We start from the raw sequence: 17,935 nt of genomic DNA, 5'->3' as shown, positions 1-17,935 counted from the left end.
GCTATTTGTCTCCGTCGGTATGCCGAGCGCGCGATGCGGGCAGCTTGACGCCGACCCGGTCGGCGGCGCCGATGATGTGAGCGCGCATCGCTGCCTCCGCGGCCGCCGGGTCGCCAGCGACCAGCGCCTCGTAGATGCGCACATGTTCGCCGACATTGACCTCCACCAGGTCATGCAATGGGTTGGTCTGCCGTGCGTAGTAGATCGAGCGCCTGATCTGTTCGCAGACGAAGGAAATGAAGGTGTGGATGTAGCTGTTGCCGGTCGCCCGGGCGATTTCTCGGTGAAACAGAAGGTCGGCGTCGATGCTGCCGTCTTCCCAGCGCTCCTCGCCGCTCATGCGGTCGAGTGCGGCCTTGATGGCGTCGAGATGCTGCCGGTCGCGCCGCTCGGCGGCAAGTGCCGCGGACTCGGCCTCGAGGATGCAGCGCAGCTCGAACAGCCGCTCCATGTTCTGGCCTTCCTTCAGTGTCTCGCGGTCGATGCGGATGGAGGCGCGCTGCTCAGGCGCCAGGACGAAGGAGCCGATGCCCTGCCGCGCCTCGACCATGCCGTCGGCGCGCAACTGCGCGATCGCCTCGCGCACCACGTTGCGGCTGACGCCGAATTTTTCGGACAATTGCTGCTCCGTCGGCAGCAGGCTGCCCGGGTTGAGATCGCCGGACTCGATCTCGCGGCTGAGGAAAGCCGCGACCCTGTGCGGCAGGGCTTCGACAGTGCCGATGGCAGCCAGTCGTTGTTTCATGAAACACTCTCCGCCGTGGGAAATAGGCAGCCGGGATTCATCAACCCGCTGGGGTCGATGGCAGTCTTGAGCGTGCTGACGAGATGACGTTGGACAGGAGACATTCCCGTCCAGTAGACGCGCTGGCGGGTCCGGCCAATGCCATGCTCGGCGCTGATTGAGCCACCGAGCGCATTGACGATATCGTACAGCCCTGCCGTGATGGCGCTGCCCCTGGTGCGTGCCTCCGCCTCGGCAAGGCCGAGTGGTGGCAGCACGTTGAAATGGATGTTGCCGTCGCCGGCGTGGCCATACGCCTGGGAGATCCAGCCAGGGTGCTCCGTTGACACAAGATGGCGAGCCTGTGCGATCAGCGCGGGAATGTCGGAGATGCGGACCGAAAGATCGGTGCGAACGTGATAGCCGCGCTTGCCCTGGCCTTCGACAAGACCTTCCCGGATGGCCCAGAACGCCTTGGCCTGTGCGCCGCTCTCGGCCAGGACCGCGTCGGTGACGAGTCGACTTTCCATGGCGCCAGCCAGGAAATCGATCAGCAGGGCGCGCAGATCAATGGCGCCGCCCGACGACAGTTCGATCAGCACGTGAACAGGAGCTGTCACCGGCGCGGTGATCTTCGGGTCGGCCAGGCGCGCAAGCTCCATGCATTCCGCGCCGATGATCTCGAAGGCTGACGTCAGGTCCGAGCATTCGCGTCGGGCTCGCCCGAACAGCGCAACCGCTGCTTCGAACGAGGGGAGGGCCAGATACGCCGTCTCGACCCGGCGAGGCTTCGGAAACAGCTTGACTTCGACGCCGGTGATAACGCCCAGCGTTCCCTCCGAGCCGATGAAGATTTGCTTCAGGTCATAGCCGCGATTGTCCTTGCGCAAACCGGAAAAGCCGTTCCACAACTCGCCATCCGGCAGCACCACCTCCAGGCCGACGATAAGATCGCGAGCCATTCCATAGCGCAGCACGTTGACGCCGCCGGCATTGCTTGCGACGTTGCCGCCGATCTGACAACTGCCCTGTGCACCAAGTGCGAGTGGGAACAGGCAATCCTGGTTCTCGGCTGCGTCCTTGATGTGTTGCAGGACACAGCCGGCATCGGCCTGAAGAATGAAATTGTCGGCGTCGATAAGGCGGATACGGTTCAGCCTTTCCAGGCTGATCACGACCGCGCCTCGGTCTGGCCCAATGTCGATGGCCCCCGCGACCAACCCGGTATTGCCGCCTTGCGGGATCATCGCGAGCCCGAGTGCATGACACAGACGCACAGCTGCCTGAACCTCGGCGACCGAGGCCGGCTTCAGCACCGCCAGGGCGCCACCGTGATGGTCGCCGGACCAGTCGCCGAGATACTTCGCCATCTCGTGGGCATCGGCCGCCACGCCACCCTGTCCCAGAATGCCCTCCATGGCAGCGAAAACTTCGGGCGTGATGCCGTGGACGGTCATTATCGGGTCAGTACCAATGCTATGGAGTATGCTTATGCATATCATCCTACAACCTAGTTCGAGTCAACGGCAAAACGCGGGGAGGGCGCTTGCTGATGTTCGGTGGAGGTGCGGCTAGCCTGCCAGCGCTGTCCAGGGAGCAAAGCGGTTTCCTGGCGCGAGAGCAACGCCGGCCCGTTGGCGTTTAGCGCTCGCTGAATCGTCTAGGATCAAAAGGGGATGGCTGGCCTGTCTGATCAGCGCAAGGCTAGCCGCCTCAAAGGTACTGTTCGACCTTCTTGCCGACCGTCAGGAACCGCAGAGGGTCGATCGCCTCGCCATTGTGGCGGACCTCATAGTGAAGATGCGGTCCTGTCGAGCGGCCGCTGCTGCCGGTCTTGCCGATGACATCCCCGGCATTGAGTTTCTGGCCCACCGTCACGTCGATCTCGCTTAGATGCCCATAGCGTGTGGCAAACCCATTTCCATGATCCACTTCCACCATGCGGCCATAGCCGCCGTTCCAGCCGGCCTTGGTGACGACGCCGGGTGCCGTGACCTTGGCCGCCATGCCGACGGGAGCCCTGAAGTCCATGCCCGAATGCAACGCGGCGGTGCCCAGAATGGGGTCGGTGCGCACGCCGAACGGGCTGGTGACGGAATGGCCTGGCGCGGGGTTCGCGAGCGGCAGCCGGCGGGCTTCCTTCTTGAGGTGGTCGAGCGTGTCCAGCGCCTCGTCCAGTTCCTTGACCTTGCTGTCGAAGATCATCGAGCTGTCGAGCGGTATCAGTGGCCCGCCGACATCGCTGTCGCCCTTGCCGAAATCGCTGTCGACCGGCAGGCCGGCCGCCGAAAGGGCCTGGGTGATGGCGTCGGCGCTCTTGTAGGCATTGTCGGCCAGCGTGGCGATACGCGTAAGCTGTTCGGTCTCGATGGCTTTCAGCGACTGATTGATCGAGACGAACAGTTTGTCGGCCCGGTCGGCCGACGATTCACTGGCAACCGGATCGGAGCGTGTCGACCACAGCGAGAACGGTCTGGTATCGCCAGCGCCGAGGCTGGCAACGGAGTAGGCCTGGGCAGCACCGATGCCGCCCGTCACTTCTGCATGCTGGTCAGGCTTTCCGACAGGTGCCGCAGCTTCGGGCGGCGGCGTTCCGACTTCGTTTTCCGCGCGTTCGATGAGAGGGCCGAGACGGCCATGGCGCTGGCTGAGCTGCGTCTGCCGCTCCAGCAATTCGCCGACCTTGGTTTCCATCAGTTGTTGGTCGAGAAGCTGCCGGCTGGTGATGCGGTCGACCTGGGCGCGAAGCGCGGATATGCGATCTTCGTAGGCTTGCTGCATGCGCGCTTGCCGTGCCGTCGTCGCGCCGATCAGATCGTCGCGCAAGACGAGATAGGATGTCGCCAGCAGATAACCTATGGCCATGGCGGCCAGCGCGGAGCCGAGAAATGTCGCTATCCAGGGTCGCACGGTGAAGTGTCGTATCTGATCGCCCCGGGCGATGATAATCGTGTGGGGTTCTTTGCGTCTGCCGAAGACTGCCGACTGACCGGTTGCGTTCACGGGACCAAGCTTTCGTTACGACACCACGACAGGCCAAATACACATTATTAAGGTTAACAAAGCTTTGCGGCGCCTGACCGCCGATGGGAATTGCCCGTAGAACGCGTGGCGGGTTGCAGGCGGTTCTCCCTTGCCGCCGAGCGCAAACAACAAGACGCCCGCCGCTCGAACAAGCGGCGGGCGATTTGCAGGCTGTTTCTTGCGAATCAAAGAGCGCGGACGGCCTCAAGAACCTCTTCAGCATGCCCCTTTACGCGAACATTGCGCCATACCCTGGCAATGCGGCCATCGCCGCCGATCAGGAACGTTGCGCGTTCGACGCCCATGTACTTACGGCCATACATCGATTTCTCCACCCATAGATGGTAGGCCTCGATCACCTTGCGCTCTTCGTCGGCCGCGAGATCGACGGTAAGGTTGTGTTTGGACTTGAACTTGTCGTGTTTCTTCGTGCTGTCCGGCGACAGGCCGACCACGACGGCGCCAGCTTTTTCGAATTCAGGCTTCAGCTGCGAAAAGCTTATCGCTTCTTGCGTGCAACTCGTGGTGTCGTCCTGTGGATAGAAATAGAGGACCACTGGTTTTCCAGAAAATGCAGCAAGACTGAGCGTTCCTCCGCCGTCACGTGGGAGCTCGAATTGCGGTGCAAGATCGCCTACGTCTAGATCAGCCATATCGGTGCCCTTGTTTGAGGTTACGCGCGAAGTCGCACCGATATAGTGTCAGCCGTGGATTCGTCCACGTCGAGTTCATCCGCTAGTTCATACAACGGAAAATTCCTTGGATCAGGAGCAGCCGCAGCACGAGAAGATCAAGTTCAGGCGTGACGAGATCACCGACCTGGGCGCTCTTCCGTCCGCCTGCCGCGTGCCGCCACTCGGCCAGGCCTCGATCGGTCGCGGCTTTCGCATTCTCGGGCGTCTGGTCGCGGGCCTGTCGGCTTTCGTTCTGCTGGCGGCTCTCGTCGTTTATGTGGTCGGCGCGTCCGGATTTGGGTCGGAGCGGCTGCGCGCCGAGGCCGAAGCCGCCATCGAGAAGCTTGTCGGCTTCGACATCGATGCCTCGATGGGGCCGGCTCGCATCACGCTCGACGGATCGAGCTTCGTGGCGCTTCAGGTGAACGATGTCAGCCTGAAGACGTCCGATGGCAGACCGATGGCCGATGCCGGGCGCGTGCGTTTCGGCGTGCGCCTGATCCCGCTGCTTTGGGGCGAGGTGAGGCTAACCAGCGCCAGGATTTCCGACGCGCGCATTGTCATGGCGTCGATGCCGTCTGGCGGCGACTGGTTGGCCGCGCTGCGCAATGCGGACGGTCTCATCGATCCGGACAAGCTGTCCACGGCGGTCTTTGAGAACGTCAATCTTGGGCTCGACGCCGTGCGCGAGGATTCTCTGCGCCGGATCGACCTTCACAATGTCGAGTTCGTGCTGCCCGCTGCAGGCTCGGTCAAATCGGTCATCGTCGCGGACGCCATTGTTCAGCAGTCCGGGTCCTCGAGCATGGCATTCTCGTCCAGCCTCGACATCGATGGCAGGAGGCTGACAATTGCCGCGTCGGCCACACGCAACACGGCGACGCGGCGCGTAACAGCGCTCGATGCGAGCATTGAAATGGCGGACCCCGATGGCGCAACGGCGGCGACCGGGGGCAAATTGGGTGCCGTTGCGTTGAAGCTGGAAGGCACGCAGGGCACGGGTGACGGCATGTCGCGGCTGACGGCGGCCTTGTCGTTGACCGGGTCCGTGCTCGATCTCGGTCCGCGTGGATTGCTTGCGTCCGATGTCGATGTCGATACGACCCTCGTATCCGGCAGCAACAAGATACAGGTCGACAAGCTGCTGTTGAAGACCGGCCGCTCGACATTCAATTTCGCGGGCTCGATCGGGCCGAAGCCGGCCACCGGGGCCGCGGATGACGAACCGTCCTATCGCTATGATCTGACCAGTGACGGTTCGACGCTGGCGCCGTCGGAATCGCCCGAGCCGGCTCTCAATTTCATCGCCCGCGTCGCCGGTGTCTATCAGACCAGAAGCCAAAAGCTCATGGCGGAGCAGATCGGGATCAGGTCCGGTTCCACAAGCGAAGCGTTGGGTACCGCGACCGTCCAGTTCGTCGACGGAAAGGCGCCGGGCGTCTCGATGGCAGTCAACATTCACGATATGCCGGTGTCGCACGTCAAGCAGCTGTGGCCGTGGTTTACCGCGCGTGGCGCCAGGCTCTGGGTGCTGGAGAACTTGTTCGGTGGTCGCGTCGTCGACGCGAATCTGCAATTTCAGGTGGCTCCAGGGCGGCTCGGCAATGGTGTCCCGCTGGGCTCCGAAGAAGTATTCGGTCGCTTCCAGATCGAGGGCGCGCGTTTCGACACGGCCGGCCGCATTCCCCCGATACGCGATGCTGTTGGCATGGTCTCGTTCCATGGCAACGATGTCGATATCGCGCTGTCTTCGGGCACTGTCTTCATGCCCAGCGGCGGAACCGTTGCGGCCAGCAATGGCAAGCTGACGGTGAAGGCGGCGAACCTGCCGCCTGTGATTGGTTCGCTTGACATCGACGTTGCCGGCGAGGCTCCCGCGATTGCCGAACTCGCGTCCTACGAGCCGATCAACGCCATGCGCAATGTCGGTTTTGCGGCCGGAGACCTGTCAGGTTCGGTGACGGGGCACGTCAGGGCGGATATCCCGCTTACGTCCGGGGTTGATACGTCGAAACTCGATTGGCTGGTATCGCTTGATTACACCGGGCTTTCGCTGGCCAAGCCATTCGAAGGTCAGACAGTCACCAATGCCGACGGGGCGATCACGGTGGATCCGGAAAAAGCCGTGATCTCCGCCAAGGCGCAGTTGAACGGCATCTCGGCTGAACTCGACCTGGTCGAGCCGCTCAAGGATGATGGTCCGCCGCGCAGCAGGAAAGTCGCGCTTGTGCTCGACGACAAGACGCGGGCAAGCGCCATGCCCGGCCTGTCGCCGCTGCTTTCCGGGACGATCAAGGTGGCGATCGACAAAAGCGGTGATGGCAACCAGAACGTCTCGGCGGATTTGTCGAATGCCAAGCTGGACATCCCATGGGCGGGCTGGAGCAAGGGACCGGGCATTCCCGCCAACGTCAGCTTCGTCATGACAAAATCCGGCGACACCACCACGCTGTCCAATTTCGACCTGAGCGGAAAAACGTTCTCCATCGATGGCAACGTGGTGCTGGTCAACAACGGCCTGTCGTCGGCACGATTCAGCAAGGTCACGTTGAACAGGGATGACGACGTTGCCATCTCCGTCAAGCGGTCGGGCAGGTCCTATGCGGTCGACATATCGGGCAGTGCGCTGGATGCTCGCTCGCTGATCAAGCAATTTACCTCCGATGTCGATACCGCCACAAAAACCACGGGTTCCGACGCGATTTCCGTCAGCGCCAATGTGGATTCACTGACTGGCTTCCACGACGAGAAACTATCGAATCTCAAACTGGACTACAGTGCCGCCGGCTCCAAGGTGAATGGGCTGAAAGTCAGCGCCACTGCGAGTTCGGGTGCCGCCATAGCCATCAGCAATACCACCGGCGATGGCAGGCGCGCGCTGAGCGTCAAATCCGCCGACGCTGGGGCGATCCTTCGGTTCCTCAATATCTACGAGCATATGGAGGGCGGGTCTCTCACGCTTGCGCTGGCCGGCGCCAGCGACGGCCCAATGAAGGGGCAGGTGGACACCAGCAACTTCTTCGTGGTCAACGAGCCGAAGCTCGCATCGATCGTCTCGACCACGCCGGCCGGCGACAAGCGCAGCCTGAACGAGGCGGTCAAAGGTAACCTCGACACGTCGCGGGTCCAATTCGAACGCGGCTTTGCCGAGATCGACAAGGGCAGCGGCTATCTGAAACTGGCAAATGGCGTGTTGCGCGGCCCAAGGATCGGCACGACCTTCCAGGGGACGCTCTATGATCAAAACAACAACATGGACATGACCGGCACGTTCATGCCGGCCTATGGTCTCAACCGCATTTTCGGCGAGCTTCCGCTGGTGGGGGCGCTGCTTGGCAATGGCCGCGATCGCGGCCTGATCGGCGTCACCTACCGGCTGAAGGGCAATGCCAACAAGCCGGTTCTCGACATCAATCCACTGTCTGTCATCGCGCCCGGAATATTCAGGTCTATCTTCGAATATCGCTAGGCGCTCATGGCGTGAAAACGGAGAGGTCCATCCTGATCATCGGATGGATACGGTCCAATCAAAGCGGCCGCACCAGAATATGTTTTTTCCTGCCCAGCGAGAGCTTTAGGACGTTTTCCGGACTCAGGTCCTGAAGCGTCACCACGCGGCGGTCGTCCGACACCGGCTGGTCGTTGAGCCGTACCGCGCCGCCCTGTATATGCCGGCGCGCCTCACCGTTGGAGGCTGCGAGCCCAGCGGTGACGAACAGTGACAGGATGCCGACGCCGGCTTCGAGGGCCGCCTTGTCGATCTCGATGCTCGGCAGGGACTCGGCAAGCGCGCCTTCCTCGAATGTCTTGCGCGCGGTCTCGCTTGCCCCGTCCGCTGCCTCGCGGCCGTGCAGCAGGGCAGTGATTTCGGTTGCGAGAATCTTCTTCGCCTCGTTGATCTCGGACCCGCCGAGCTTCTGCAGCCGCGCCACCTCGTCCAGCGGCAATGTCGTGTAGAGCTTCAGGAAACGGCCGACATCGGCGTCCTCGGTATTGCGCCAGTACTGCCAGAACTCATACGGGCTCAACATTTCGGCATCCAGCCAGACCGCGCCCGAGGCGGACTTGCCCATCTTGGCGCCCGAAGAGGTGGTCAAAAGCGGCGTCGTCAGCGCATAGAGCTGCGCGTCTTCCATGCGGCGGCCAAGGTCGATGCCGTTGATGATGTTGCCCCACTGGTCGGAGCCGCCCATCTGCAGCCGGCAGCCAAGGCGCTTGTAGAGTTCGACGAAATCATAGGCCTGCAGGATCATGTAGTTGAATTCGAGGAACGACAGCGACTGTTCGCGGTCGAGCCTGAGCTTGACGGAATCAAAGGCGAGCATGCGGTTGACGGAAAAATGCCGGCCCACATCGCGAAGGAAATTGACGTAGTTGATCTCCATCAGCCAGTCGGCGTTGTTCACCATGACCGCGTCATTCGGGCCATCGCCGAATTTGAGGTAAGGCATGAAGTTGCGGCGGATGCCGGCGAGATTGTCGTCGATGTCCTTTGGCGTCAGAAGCTTGCGCGCCTCGTCCTTGAAGGACGGGTCGCCGATCATCGAGGTGCCGCCGCCCATCAGCGCGATCGGCCTCTGGCCCGTCTGCTGCAGCCAATGCAGCATCATGATCTGGATCAGCGAGCCGGCATGCAGGCTCTTCGCAGTTGCATCGAACCCGATATAGGCGGTTACCGTTTCCTTGGCGAAGAGCTGGTCGAGCCCGGCATCATCCGAGGTCTGGTGGATGAAGCCGCGCTCGCTCATCGTGCGCAGGAAGTCGGATTTGAAGGCGGACATGTTTTCTTTCCCGAAAGCTCCGGCCGGTGCTGTTTGGCCGTGGCGTGCATGAACGCGCGCGTTTAGCATCCAAGCGCGATCAGCAAAAGTGGAATCCGGTTTTGCGTGCGATCGCGCGTCATGGGGAATGCGCGATCAGCAAAAAGTGACAATCCGCTTCTTTGGATGACGTCTCCAATCGAATAGCCAATGGCACTGCCCAGCCTGGATCTGGAACGTTTTTCAGATCACATCAACGATCCCCTGAAACGATGCGGCATAGGGCGCGAATGCTTGCGTCATCGTTTCGGCTGGCGTAATGAGGCGCCGCGCCGCCAGGTTCTTGCAGCTCAAAGTCTGGAATGGCACCGTACGGCACCCATCGAATGCCATATCCCGCGACAGAGCCTCACATGATATGCCGGACGCATTGATATCCATTGTCATTCCATGCCGGAACGAGGCGGCAAACCTGCCGCTTTTGCTGGACGAGATCGGCGCGGCCATGAGCGGGCGCGCCTTCGAGGTGATCGTCGTCAACGATGGGTCGACCGACGAAACGGCCGACGTGCTCGCTGCTCAGGCCGCCATTCGCCCATTTCCGCTTCGCCACCTCAGGCATGAGAAATCAGCCGGCCAGTCTCTGTCCGTGCGCTCCGGCGCCTGGGCGGCAAAGGGTGACATCGTGGCCACCATCGATGGTGACGGCCAGAACGACCCGAAATACATTCCGGTGCTGGTCGATGCACTGCGTCAGGCGGGACCTGGTTTCGGTGCTGCTCAGGGTCAACGCCTGAAGCGCCGCGACAGCAAGGTCAAGCAACTGGCGTCCCGTTTCGCCAACTGGCTGAGAAATGCCATCCTGCATGACGAGACCCGTGATACCGGCTGCGGCCTGAAAGCCGTGCACACCGACATCATCCGCAAATTGCCCTTCTTCGATGGCACGCATCGTTTTGTTCCGGCACTGGTCATCCAAGAGGGCTATCGCGTCGTTCATTGCGATGTGGTCGACAGGTCGCGCCGCCACGGCAGCTCGAATTACGGAATTTTCGACCGTGGCCTGCAGGGCGCCCTCGATCTCGGCGGCGTCTGGTGGCTGCGCCGCAGGCGCCGCCGAATGCCCAAGGTAGAGGAAATCAGGCATGGCTAACGTGCTTCAGGAACTGGCGAGCTGGATACACCAGGTTTTTGTGCTGCAGTTCGATGGCTGGGTTCTGCTCGGCTTCGTCGCGCAGTTCTTCTTCACAATGCGCTTCGTGGTGCAATGGGTCGCATCGGAGAAGGCAAAGCGCAGCGTGGTGCCGATCGCGTTCTGGTTCTTCTCGCTGTTCGGGGGCGGGCTGCTGCTGATCTATGCCATCCAGCGCAAGGATCCGGTTTTCATCGCCGGCCAGGCCATGGGCATGTTCATCTACGTCCGCAATCTCTGGCTGATCGCCAACGAGCGTCGGGCGGCGGCGATGACGAAGGTCGACTGAGCGGCCGTCGTTTTGAAGCAAGCGGTTCGAGGGGCTGGGATATCGCGATGAACAGGAACTACATCTTTCTCTTCCTGTTCAGCGTGCTGATGACCGTTTCCGGTCTGGCTGCGATGCCGCCGCTCGACCGCGACGAGCCACGCTTCGTCCAGGCCACCAAGCAGATGGCCGAGACCGGCAATTATGTCGACATCCGGTTCCAGGAAGGCACGCGCTACCAGAAGCCGATCGGAATCTACTGGTTGCAGTCGGCGGCCGTGATCCTGAGCGGGCAGGGAGCCGGGGCGCCAATCTGGGTGTACCGCCTGGTTTCGGTCCTGGGCATCGCGATCGCCGTTGTCGCGACCGCGTGGACGGGCGCCAATCTCTTTGGCGCCAACGCCGGCCTCGCCGCAGGCCTTATCATGGCCGCCGTTTTCGCGACCGCCTTCGAGGGGCGGGACGCCAAGACCGATGCCATGCTTCTCGCCTGTTGCGTTGTGGCGCAGGGCGCGCTGGCGCAGATCTACATGGCTTCGCGCGGGAACGAACCCGTGCCCGGCCGTTTGCGATGGATGTTCTGGATCGCGCAGGGCGCGGGAATCCTGATCAAGGGGCCTATCACGCCGCTGATATCGGCGCTGACCATCGTCGTGCTTTTTGCCTTCGAGCGGGACTGGCGCTGGCTGTCGAAGCTGAAGGCCGGGCGCGGCCTGGCCCTTGTTCTCGTCATCGTTCTGCCCTGGCTCGCCCTCATCACCTGGAAGAGCGGTGGGGCCTTCCTGCAGCAGGCGGTCGGCAAGGATCTGATGGGCAAGGTCTCGCAAGGCGCGGAATCGCATGGCGTTCCGCCCGGCTTCTATGTGCTGACCTATTCCCTGTTCATGTGGCCGTTCGGCCTGATGGCGGTGGGCGCCGGGCTCCAGGGGATCAATCGGCTGCGCGACGATCCTCGGGTCCGGTTCTGCCTCGCCTGGTACATTCCGTTCTGGCTTGTCTTCGAGCTGATCCCCACCAAGCTGCCGCACTATGTCCTGCCCGCCTATCCCGCAATGGCCCTGCTGGTCGGATGGCTCCTGACCTTGACGCCGCAGGACGCGAATGCGCCGCTGAAACGCTGGCAGGTATGGTTGTGGTGGGCGACCGCCTTTGGCCTGGGCACGGTCACCATTGGCCTCGCCGCGTTGTGCATTGGCGCGCCGATCTATCTTTCCCATGCCTTTTCCTGGTGGAGCATTCCGGCGGCCGCCGCGATGCTCGCGGCCGGTTATCTGGCCTTTTCGCGGCAGCTACGGGTTCCCGTCAGCCGCATTGGCGCCGCCGCGGTCTGCGCGGGCATTGGCTACGCCCTGCTGTTCGGCGTCATAGCGCCGTCCTTGAAACCGATATGGCTGAGCCCGGCGATCGAGGCGGCCGTAAAAGCCAATCGCCCTTGCGACACGACGGTGCTGGCTTCGGCTGGCTTCCAGGAACCAAGCCTGGTGTTCCTCGTCGGCACGAATACGCTGCTGACCGATGTGAAAGGCGTCGCCCAACACATGCTCGCGGATCCTGCCTGTGCCATGGGATTGGCGCCAGTCAAACAAGAACAGGAACTGAATGGTGTCCTGACGGGGCAGGGCAAGTCGGCGAACCGTGTCGCCGTGATCGACGGCATCAACTATTCGTCAGGTGAGAAGATGTCCCTCGGCCTCTACCGAATGGTCCAATGACGGCTGTTCGGTGATAGGGTCCGGCCTCAAATGCTGCTGAAATCGCGCACTTCCATCTCCGCCGCGCTGCTTGCGATGCCGCGCCGATCGGTTGATAATTTTCGCGACACTTTACGGATCGCGAGGAAGCGCTTTGCGACGCGTCCAGCCACTTATCCGCGCATCAAATGGCCGGTCTGGGTACTTGTGTGGGGACTGGCTACAGCGGCGGTGTTTGTTCGCCTCGACCTTCCCGCCGGAATGCTTCGGGACCAATGGCCGCCGGGCTTCGTCAAGCTTGCGGATTTTCTCACCCAGTTCGCCTTGGGCGGCTGGTATCTCATACCCGCGGCACTTTTGCTCGTCGTCGCCAATCTGACCGATTGGCGAAGCCTTTCACGGCGAACCCTGATGCTGGCCTACAACTGGACGTCGCTGGCATTCCTGGTGCTGAGTGCGGTTGGCCTGTCCGGTCTCGCCGTCAACGTGCTGAAATACGCGATCGGCCGCGCTCGTCCCTCGCATTTTCAAGAGTTTGGCGTTCTGTCCCTGCACCCCTTCGCGATGGATGCAAGCTTTGCCGGATTCCCATCCGGCCACGCCACCACCATGGGGGCCGTCTTTGGTATCGCTCTCCTGCTGTTTCCGAAGCGCTGGTACATTGCGCTGGCGCTTACCGCGATCCTCACGTCCACGCGGGTTTTCGTCGGGGCACACTATCCAAGCGACACGGTCGCCGGCTTTGGGCTCGGCTTTGCCTTTGCCGTAGCTTCGACGCTGGTCTTTGCCCGCCTTGGGTTCATGTTTCGTCAGGTGCGGTCAGGCCTTCCGGTCCGCAAGAAGACGTTTCGGCTGACATGGTTCGGCGAAGCGAAGCGGGTCGGCTAGCTAGAGCACACGCGCTTCGGATGGGTCCGTTAGGACGCGAAACGCTTAAGGGTTGTCCAGCCCGCCATAGGATCTTACCAACTTGGCCATCTCGGGCGAATTGGGCTCTTCGTTTTCCATGCCCTCGGCAACGCCGACGCGGTCGGCAACCGGACGGTTCTGGCTGACTTTCCACTTGCCGCGCATGTCGGTGATCTCGATCTCCAGCCCGACAATGCCCTTGATCTGCGACTGGATGAACGAGGCTGGGGCATCGGTAACGGCCCACGGCGCTTCGCGTCGGCCTTCGTGGGCCGCGGTCAGTTCCGTGATCTGCCGCGCCAGCCAATCCGGGTCCTCGATCACCCTTACCATGCCGCGCACCTGGACCATGGCATAATTCCATGTCGGCACAACCTTGCCGGTCTCACGCTTGGTCTCATACCATGACGGCGTCACATAGCTGTCCACACCCTGGAAGACGATGAGCACGGGTGACGCCGGATTGTCGGCAAGAAGACGCCACTGCGGATTGGCCCGGGCAAGGTGGGCGCGCAACCGGCCGTTTGGCGGCACATTGGCGTCGAGCAGGAACGGGAGCAGGTTCGCGACCGGCCCCTCCGGTCCATTGGAAGTCAGCATGCCAAGCGGGTGCGCTGTTATCAGCCCGTGCAGCACGTCCTGCCGAATCTCCTGGAAGAGAGGGGGCTCGTACATCGCGATCGGCTCTTTGCTACCTCAGCCGCTTGGGCCGTGGATCCGACAACTCGCCCGCAAGCCGGCGGTCGAGATAATCAGCGCATTCTTCCAGCAGAAGGTCCGCGTCATTGGCGAAGAAATGGTTCGCCCCCGGCAGCGTCTTCTGGGTGATCGTGATGCCCTTTTGCGTGTGCAGCTTGTCGACGAGGCCCTGGACATCCTTTGGCGGCGCCACCTTGTCGGCATCGCCATGGATGATCAGGCCCGACGACGGGCAGGGCGCCAGGAACGAGAAGTCGTAGGTGTTGGGCTGCGGTGCGATCGAGATGAAGCCTTCGATCTCCGGCCGGCGCATCAGAAGCTGCATGCCGATCCACGAGCCGAACGAATAGCCCGCCACCCAGCAGCTCTTGGAATCCGGATGCAGCGACTGGACCCAGTCGAGCGCCGCGGCGGCATCCGACAACTCGCCGGTGCCATGGTCAAACTCGCCCTGGCTGCGGCCAATGCCGCGGAAATTGAAGCGAAGCGTGGTGAAATTGCGCTTCTGGAACATATAGAAGAGGTCGTAGACGATCTTGTTGTTCATCGTGCCGCCAAACTGCGGGTGCGGATGCAGGACGATGGCGATCGGCGCGCTCTTTTCCTTGGACGGCTGATAACGGCCTTCCAGGCGACCAGCCGGACCGGTAAAAATGACCTCAGGCATAAAATACTCCACTTGGCATACGAATGCGCGGCGCCCGGAACAACTTTTCCTCTGGCCTTGACGCAGGGCGAGCGTCTTCTTAGAAGCTAGTTTAGAATTGTTCAAAACTGGATGGCCAAAAAACAGCTTGTCCATCCGCGCCGCAAGCCGCGTAAATAGGACGGCTCGCCTTGGAATTTCAAGGAAATAACGCGATACGCTCGCGGAATGGCTTTTGACGGGACCAATTGAAGGGAAATGACCGCGATACGCGCCTATCTCGACTACAATGCCAGCGCGCCGCTGTTAGCCTCGGCGCGTGACGCCATGGTTGCGGCGCTCGACATTTCGGCCAACCCGTCATCGGTCCATGCCGAGGGGCGCGCGGCACGGCGGCTCATCGAGACTGCCAGGCGCGATATCGCGTCGCTGGTCAACGCCAGGCACGAGCACGTCGTGTTCACCTCCGGCGCGACGGAAGCGGCTTCGACCTTGCTCACCTCGGATTGGCGGATGGGGCGCGCATCGGTGCGCATGAGCCGGCTCTATGTCAGTGAGGCCGATCACCCCTGCCTCTTGAATGGCGGGCGCTTCCCGGCGACGCTGGTCACGCGGATCGGCGTCGATGCCAACGGTGTCATTGATCTCGGCGCATTGGCGGCGGCTCTCGCCACTCATGACAAGGCCGAGGGCTTGCCGCTTGTGGCTCTGCATGCAGCCAACAACGAGACCGGCGTCATCCAGCCCATCGACCGGGTCGCCGAAATCGTCAAGGCGGCGGGCGGTATCCTGGTTGTCGACGCCGTACAGGCAGCTGGGCGAATTCACATCGACATGTCAGCGGGTTACGGCGATTACCTGATTCTATCCTCGCACAAGATCGGCGGGCCCAAGGGTGTCGGGGCCATCATCGCCTCGTCCGATCTGATGATGCCGAAGCCGCTCATCAATGGCGGTGGCCAGGAGAAGGGCCATCGCGGCGGCACCGAGAACCTCGCGGGGATCGCCGGCTTTGGCGCCGCGGCACGGGAAGCCGTCGCCGGCCTGAAGGACATCGATAGCGTCCGGCGTCGCCGCGACGAGGTCGAGGCCATCGTCAAGAGCCTGGTGCCGGACGCGGAAATCTTTGGAACCGGTGCGACACGGCTTGCCAATACGACATTCTTCGCTATTGCGGGCATCAAGGCCGAAACGGCACAGATTGCCTTCGATCTTGCCGGTGTAGCCCTGTCTGCCGGATCCGCCTGCTCGTCGGGAAAGGTCGGTCCAAGCCATGTACTGAAGGCCATGGGACATGGCGACGGCCTCGGAGCCCTTCGCGTGTCGATTGGTGCGGCCACAAGCGCCGGGGAAATCGCATTGTTTCGTGCCGCCCTTGCTGGAATAGCGTCCCGGCGGGCAGGCCGGGAACAGGCCGCCTGAGGGCGGTACAATGAATTCAGGCCGTTTGGCCTGGTAGAGCCGTGCGTTTCAAGCTGGCCGGGTGAAATTCCGGCGGAAACGCACTATATGGAACTTACGCCGCCTCGGGTGCCCTCGGGTGCTGTTGGCGATGCCATAGTTTGAAAACTGTCGGGCCTTGACCCCGGCGTGGATGGAGAACGCTGATGCCTGCTGTGCAGGACACGATCGATCGGGTCCGAAAGATCGACGTCGACCAATATAAATACGGGTTCGAGACCGAAATCGCTGTCGACAAGGCTCCAAAGGGCCTGAGCGAGGATATCATCCGATTCATCTCGGCGAAGAAGGACGAGCCGTCCTGGATGCTGGAATGGCGTCTTGAAGCGTATCGCCGCTGGCTGACGCTTGAGGAGCCCACATGGGCGCGCGTTCATTATCCAAAGATCGATTTTCAGGACATCTACTTCTACGCGGCGCCCAAGAGCACGCCCGGCCCGACGTCGCTGAGCGACGTCGATCCGGAAATCCTGAAGGTCTATGAGAAGCTCGGCATCCCGCTCAGGGAGCAGGAAATCCTTGCCGGCGTGCAGAAGACCGACGCCTCGGAACTCGAGGAAGCCGGCGACAATGTCTACAAATCGGGCCGTGTCGCTGTCGATGCGGTGTTCGATTCCGTTTCCGTCGTCACCACCTTCAAGAAGGAACTGGCGCAGGCCGGCGTCATCTTCTGTTCGATCTCGGAAGCCATCCGCGAGCATCCGGAACTGGTGAAGAAATATCTAGGTTCGGTCGTACCGACCTCCGACAATTATTATGCGACGCTGAATTCCGCCGTGTTCACCGACGGTTCCTTCGTCTTCGTGCCCAAGGGCGTGCGCTGCCCGATGGAACTGTCGACCTATTTCCGCATGAACGAGAAGAACACCGGCCAGTTCGAGCGCACGCTGATCATCGCCGAGGAGGGGGCCTACGTCTCCTATCTCGAGGGCTGCACCGCGCCGCAGCGCGATGAGAACCAGCTTCACGCCGCCGTGGTCGAACTGGTGGCGCTGGACGATGCCGAGATCAAATATTCGACGGTGCAGAACTGGTACCCCGGCGACGCCGAGGGCAAGGGTGGCATCTACAACTTCGTCACCAAGCGCGGCGACTGCCGTGGCGACCGTTCGAAGATCTCGTGGACGCAGGTTGAGACCGGCTCGGCGATCACCTGGAAGTATCCGAGCTGCATCCTGCGCGGTGACGATTCCTCAGGCGAATTCTATTCGATCGCCGTCTCGAACGGCTACCAGCAGGTCGATAGCGGCACCAAGATGATCCATCTCGGCAAGAACACGTCGAGCCGCATCATCTCCAAGGGCATCGCCGCCGGCTTCTCGCAGAACACCTATCGCGGTCAGGTCTCGGCGCACCGCAAGGCAACCAACGCCCGCAACTTCACCAATTGCGACTCGCTTTTGATCGGCGACCAGTGCGGCGCGCACACCGTGCCCTACATGGAAGCCAAGAATTCCACGGCGCAGTTCGAGCATGAGGCGACGACCTCGAAGATTTCAGACGATCAGAAATTCTACGTCATGCAGCGCGGCATTCCCGAAGAACAAGCCATCGCGCTGATCGTCAACGGCTTCGTCAAGGACGTCATCCAGCAACTGCCGATGGAGTTTGCCGTCGAAGCGCAGAAGCTGATCGGCATCTCGCTGGAAGGCTCGGTAGGCTAGTCGAGAAGATGCGGAAGCTCTTGGAAAAAGTGCTACTTGGTGCCTTGGCGATAGCGCTGTTCCTGGCGGTAGCCGGTGCTGTGTTGGCGCTCGTCGGATCTATCGGCGAGTTTCCGGTTCTGAAGCACGTTGGAGGCTCGCTATCCGTATTGGGTGTGTCCTGCTTTTTTACTGCCTTTCTGGTGTTGGGCGTTGCTAACCGAATGAGACCGATGGGACAGCA

15 protein-coding genes are annotated in these 17,935 nt (G+C 61.8%); 7 read left to right on the top strand and 8 right to left on the bottom strand.

Annotated features, from left to right (window positions below):
* Window position 1 precedes the first annotated feature (1 nt).
* From ACO07C_RS06700 to ACO07C_RS06685, 4 genes are all read right to left on the bottom strand, one after another.
* Entirely contained in the window at window positions 2-745 is a 744-nt protein-coding gene (locus ACO07C_RS06700; RefSeq protein WP_421913412.1) for a FadR/GntR family transcriptional regulator, read from the bottom strand.
* Window positions 742-2,181, bottom strand: a complete 1,440-nt coding sequence (locus tag ACO07C_RS06695) for an FAD-binding oxidoreductase (RefSeq protein WP_421913410.1) — start codon at window positions 2,179-2,181, stop codon at window positions 742-744. The genes ACO07C_RS06700 and ACO07C_RS06695 overlap by 4 nt, the downstream gene beginning before the upstream one ends.
* Before the next feature lie 256 nt (window positions 2,182-2,437).
* Window positions 2,438-3,727 (bottom strand): M23 family metallopeptidase, encoded by a 1,290-nt coding sequence (locus ACO07C_RS06690; RefSeq protein ID WP_421913409.1) that lies wholly within the window; start codon window positions 3,725-3,727, stop codon window positions 2,438-2,440.
* A gap of 206 nt (window positions 3,728-3,933) precedes the next feature.
* Window positions 3,934-4,401 (bottom strand): peroxiredoxin, encoded by a 468-nt coding sequence (locus ACO07C_RS06685; RefSeq protein WP_421913407.1) that lies wholly within the window; start codon window positions 4,399-4,401, stop codon window positions 3,934-3,936.
* Window positions 4,402-4,507: 106 nt separating this feature from the next.
* Between ACO07C_RS06685 and ACO07C_RS06680 the strand changes: the two genes are divergently transcribed.
* The gene (locus tag ACO07C_RS06680) at window positions 4,508-7,891 is read left to right on the top strand and encodes a DUF3971 domain-containing protein (protein ID WP_421913406.1); all 3,384 of its coding nucleotides are present in this window, start codon (window positions 4,508-4,510) and stop codon (window positions 7,889-7,891) included.
* 58 nt (window positions 7,892-7,949) lie between these two features.
* Here ACO07C_RS06680 and tyrS read toward each other — a convergent pair whose 3' ends face one another.
* Both tyrS and ACO07C_RS06670 read right to left on the bottom strand, forming a co-directional pair.
* Window positions 7,950-9,203 carry a tyrosine--tRNA ligase gene (gene tyrS, locus ACO07C_RS06675; protein ID WP_421913405.1) on the bottom strand — a complete coding sequence of 418 codons (1,254 nt, stop codon included), beginning with the start codon at window positions 9,201-9,203 and terminating at the stop codon, window positions 7,950-7,952.
* Window positions 9,204-9,425: 222 nt separating this feature from the next.
* Entirely contained in the window at window positions 9,426-9,689 is a 264-nt protein-coding gene (locus tag ACO07C_RS06670; protein ID WP_421917620.1) for a hypothetical protein, read from the bottom strand.
* On the opposite strand from ACO07C_RS06670, the gene ACO07C_RS06665 reads away from it, so the two are divergent.
* The 4 genes from ACO07C_RS06665 to ACO07C_RS06650 all read left to right on the top strand — a co-directional run bounded on the left by ACO07C_RS06665 (window position 9,601) and on the right by ACO07C_RS06650 (window position 13,221).
* Entirely contained in the window at window positions 9,601-10,335 is a 735-nt protein-coding gene (locus ACO07C_RS06665) for a glycosyltransferase family 2 protein (protein WP_421913404.1), read from the top strand. The two genes, ACO07C_RS06670 and ACO07C_RS06665, sit on opposite strands and share 89 nt — an antisense overlap.
* Entirely contained in the window at window positions 10,328-10,663 is a 336-nt protein-coding gene (locus ACO07C_RS06660; protein WP_421913403.1) for a lipid-A-disaccharide synthase N-terminal domain-containing protein, read from the top strand. Before ACO07C_RS06665 ends, ACO07C_RS06660 begins: the two co-directional genes overlap by 8 nt.
* Window positions 10,664-10,710: 47 nt before the next feature.
* Complete coding sequence (locus tag ACO07C_RS06655) at window positions 10,711-12,354, top strand: ArnT family glycosyltransferase (RefSeq protein WP_421913402.1); 1,644 nt, start codon at window positions 10,711-10,713, stop codon at window positions 12,352-12,354.
* 210 nt (window positions 12,355-12,564) lie between these two features.
* Window positions 12,565-13,221 (top strand): phosphatase PAP2 family protein, encoded by a 657-nt coding sequence (locus ACO07C_RS06650; protein ID WP_421913401.1) that lies wholly within the window; start codon window positions 12,565-12,567, stop codon window positions 13,219-13,221.
* Between the two features lie 45 nt (window positions 13,222-13,266).
* On the opposite strand, the gene ACO07C_RS06645 is transcribed toward ACO07C_RS06650, so the two are convergent.
* On the bottom strand, window positions 13,267-13,917 hold the full coding sequence (locus ACO07C_RS06645) for an FMN-binding negative transcriptional regulator (RefSeq protein WP_421913400.1): 651 nt from the start codon (window positions 13,915-13,917) through the stop codon (window positions 13,267-13,269).
* Window positions 13,918-13,933: 16 nt separating this feature from the next.
* On the bottom strand, window positions 13,934-14,608 hold the full coding sequence (locus tag ACO07C_RS06640; protein WP_227347924.1) for an alpha/beta hydrolase: 675 nt from the start codon (window positions 14,606-14,608) through the stop codon (window positions 13,934-13,936).
* A gap of 237 nt (window positions 14,609-14,845) precedes the next feature.
* On the opposite strand from ACO07C_RS06640, the gene ACO07C_RS06635 reads away from it, so the two are divergent.
* Both ACO07C_RS06635 and sufB read left to right on the top strand, forming a co-directional pair.
* Window positions 14,846-16,009 (top strand): cysteine desulfurase family protein, encoded by a 1,164-nt coding sequence (locus ACO07C_RS06635; RefSeq protein WP_421913399.1) that lies wholly within the window; start codon window positions 14,846-14,848, stop codon window positions 16,007-16,009.
* A gap of 185 nt (window positions 16,010-16,194) precedes the next feature.
* A complete protein-coding gene (sufB, locus tag ACO07C_RS06630) occupies window positions 16,195-17,712 on the top strand; it encodes a Fe-S cluster assembly protein SufB (RefSeq protein WP_421913398.1) in 1,518 nt (505 codons plus the stop codon).
* Window positions 17,713-17,935: the final 223 nt, after the last annotated feature.

Source organism: Mesorhizobium sp. (assembly GCF_965229135.1).
In the GTDB taxonomy this organism is placed as follows: Bacteria; Pseudomonadota; Alphaproteobacteria; order Rhizobiales; family Rhizobiaceae; genus Mesorhizobium.
Note: the sequence above shows the minus strand (reverse complement) of the source record. Positions and strands in the feature narration are given on the sequence as shown.

Excerpts from the sequence above, each read along its gene's own strand:
- ACO07C_RS06700 (WP_421913412.1), bottom strand. The coding sequence starts at position 745 with ATGAAACAACGACTGGCTGCCATCGGCACTGTCGAAGCCCTGCCGCAC.
- ACO07C_RS06695 (WP_421913410.1), bottom strand. The coding sequence starts at position 2,181 with ATGACCGTCCACGGCATCACGCCCGAAGTTTTCGCTGCCATGGAGGGC.
- ACO07C_RS06685 (WP_421913407.1), bottom strand. The coding sequence starts at position 4,401 with ATGGCTGATCTAGACGTAGGCGATCTTGCACCGCAATTCGAGCTCCCA.
- tyrS (WP_421913405.1), bottom strand. The coding sequence starts at position 9,203 with ATGTCCGCCTTCAAATCCGACTTCCTGCGCACGATGAGCGAGCGCGGC.
- ACO07C_RS06665 (WP_421913404.1), top strand. The coding sequence starts at position 9,601 with ATGCCGGACGCATTGATATCCATTGTCATTCCATGCCGGAACGAGGCG.
- ACO07C_RS06670 (WP_421917620.1), bottom strand. The coding sequence starts at position 9,689 with ATGGCCGCGCCGATCTCGTCCAGCAAAAGCGGCAGGTTTGCCGCCTCG.
- ACO07C_RS06660 (WP_421913403.1), top strand. The coding sequence starts at position 10,328 with ATGGCTAACGTGCTTCAGGAACTGGCGAGCTGGATACACCAGGTTTTT.
- ACO07C_RS06655 (WP_421913402.1), top strand. The coding sequence starts at position 10,711 with ATGAACAGGAACTACATCTTTCTCTTCCTGTTCAGCGTGCTGATGACC.
- ACO07C_RS06645 (WP_421913400.1), bottom strand. The coding sequence starts at position 13,917 with ATGTACGAGCCCCCTCTCTTCCAGGAGATTCGGCAGGACGTGCTGCAC.
- ACO07C_RS06640 (WP_227347924.1), bottom strand. The coding sequence starts at position 14,608 with ATGCCTGAGGTCATTTTTACCGGTCCGGCTGGTCGCCTGGAAGGCCGT.
- ACO07C_RS06635 (WP_421913399.1), top strand. The coding sequence starts at position 14,846 with ATGACCGCGATACGCGCCTATCTCGACTACAATGCCAGCGCGCCGCTG.
- sufB (WP_421913398.1), top strand. The coding sequence starts at position 16,195 with ATGCCTGCTGTGCAGGACACGATCGATCGGGTCCGAAAGATCGACGTC.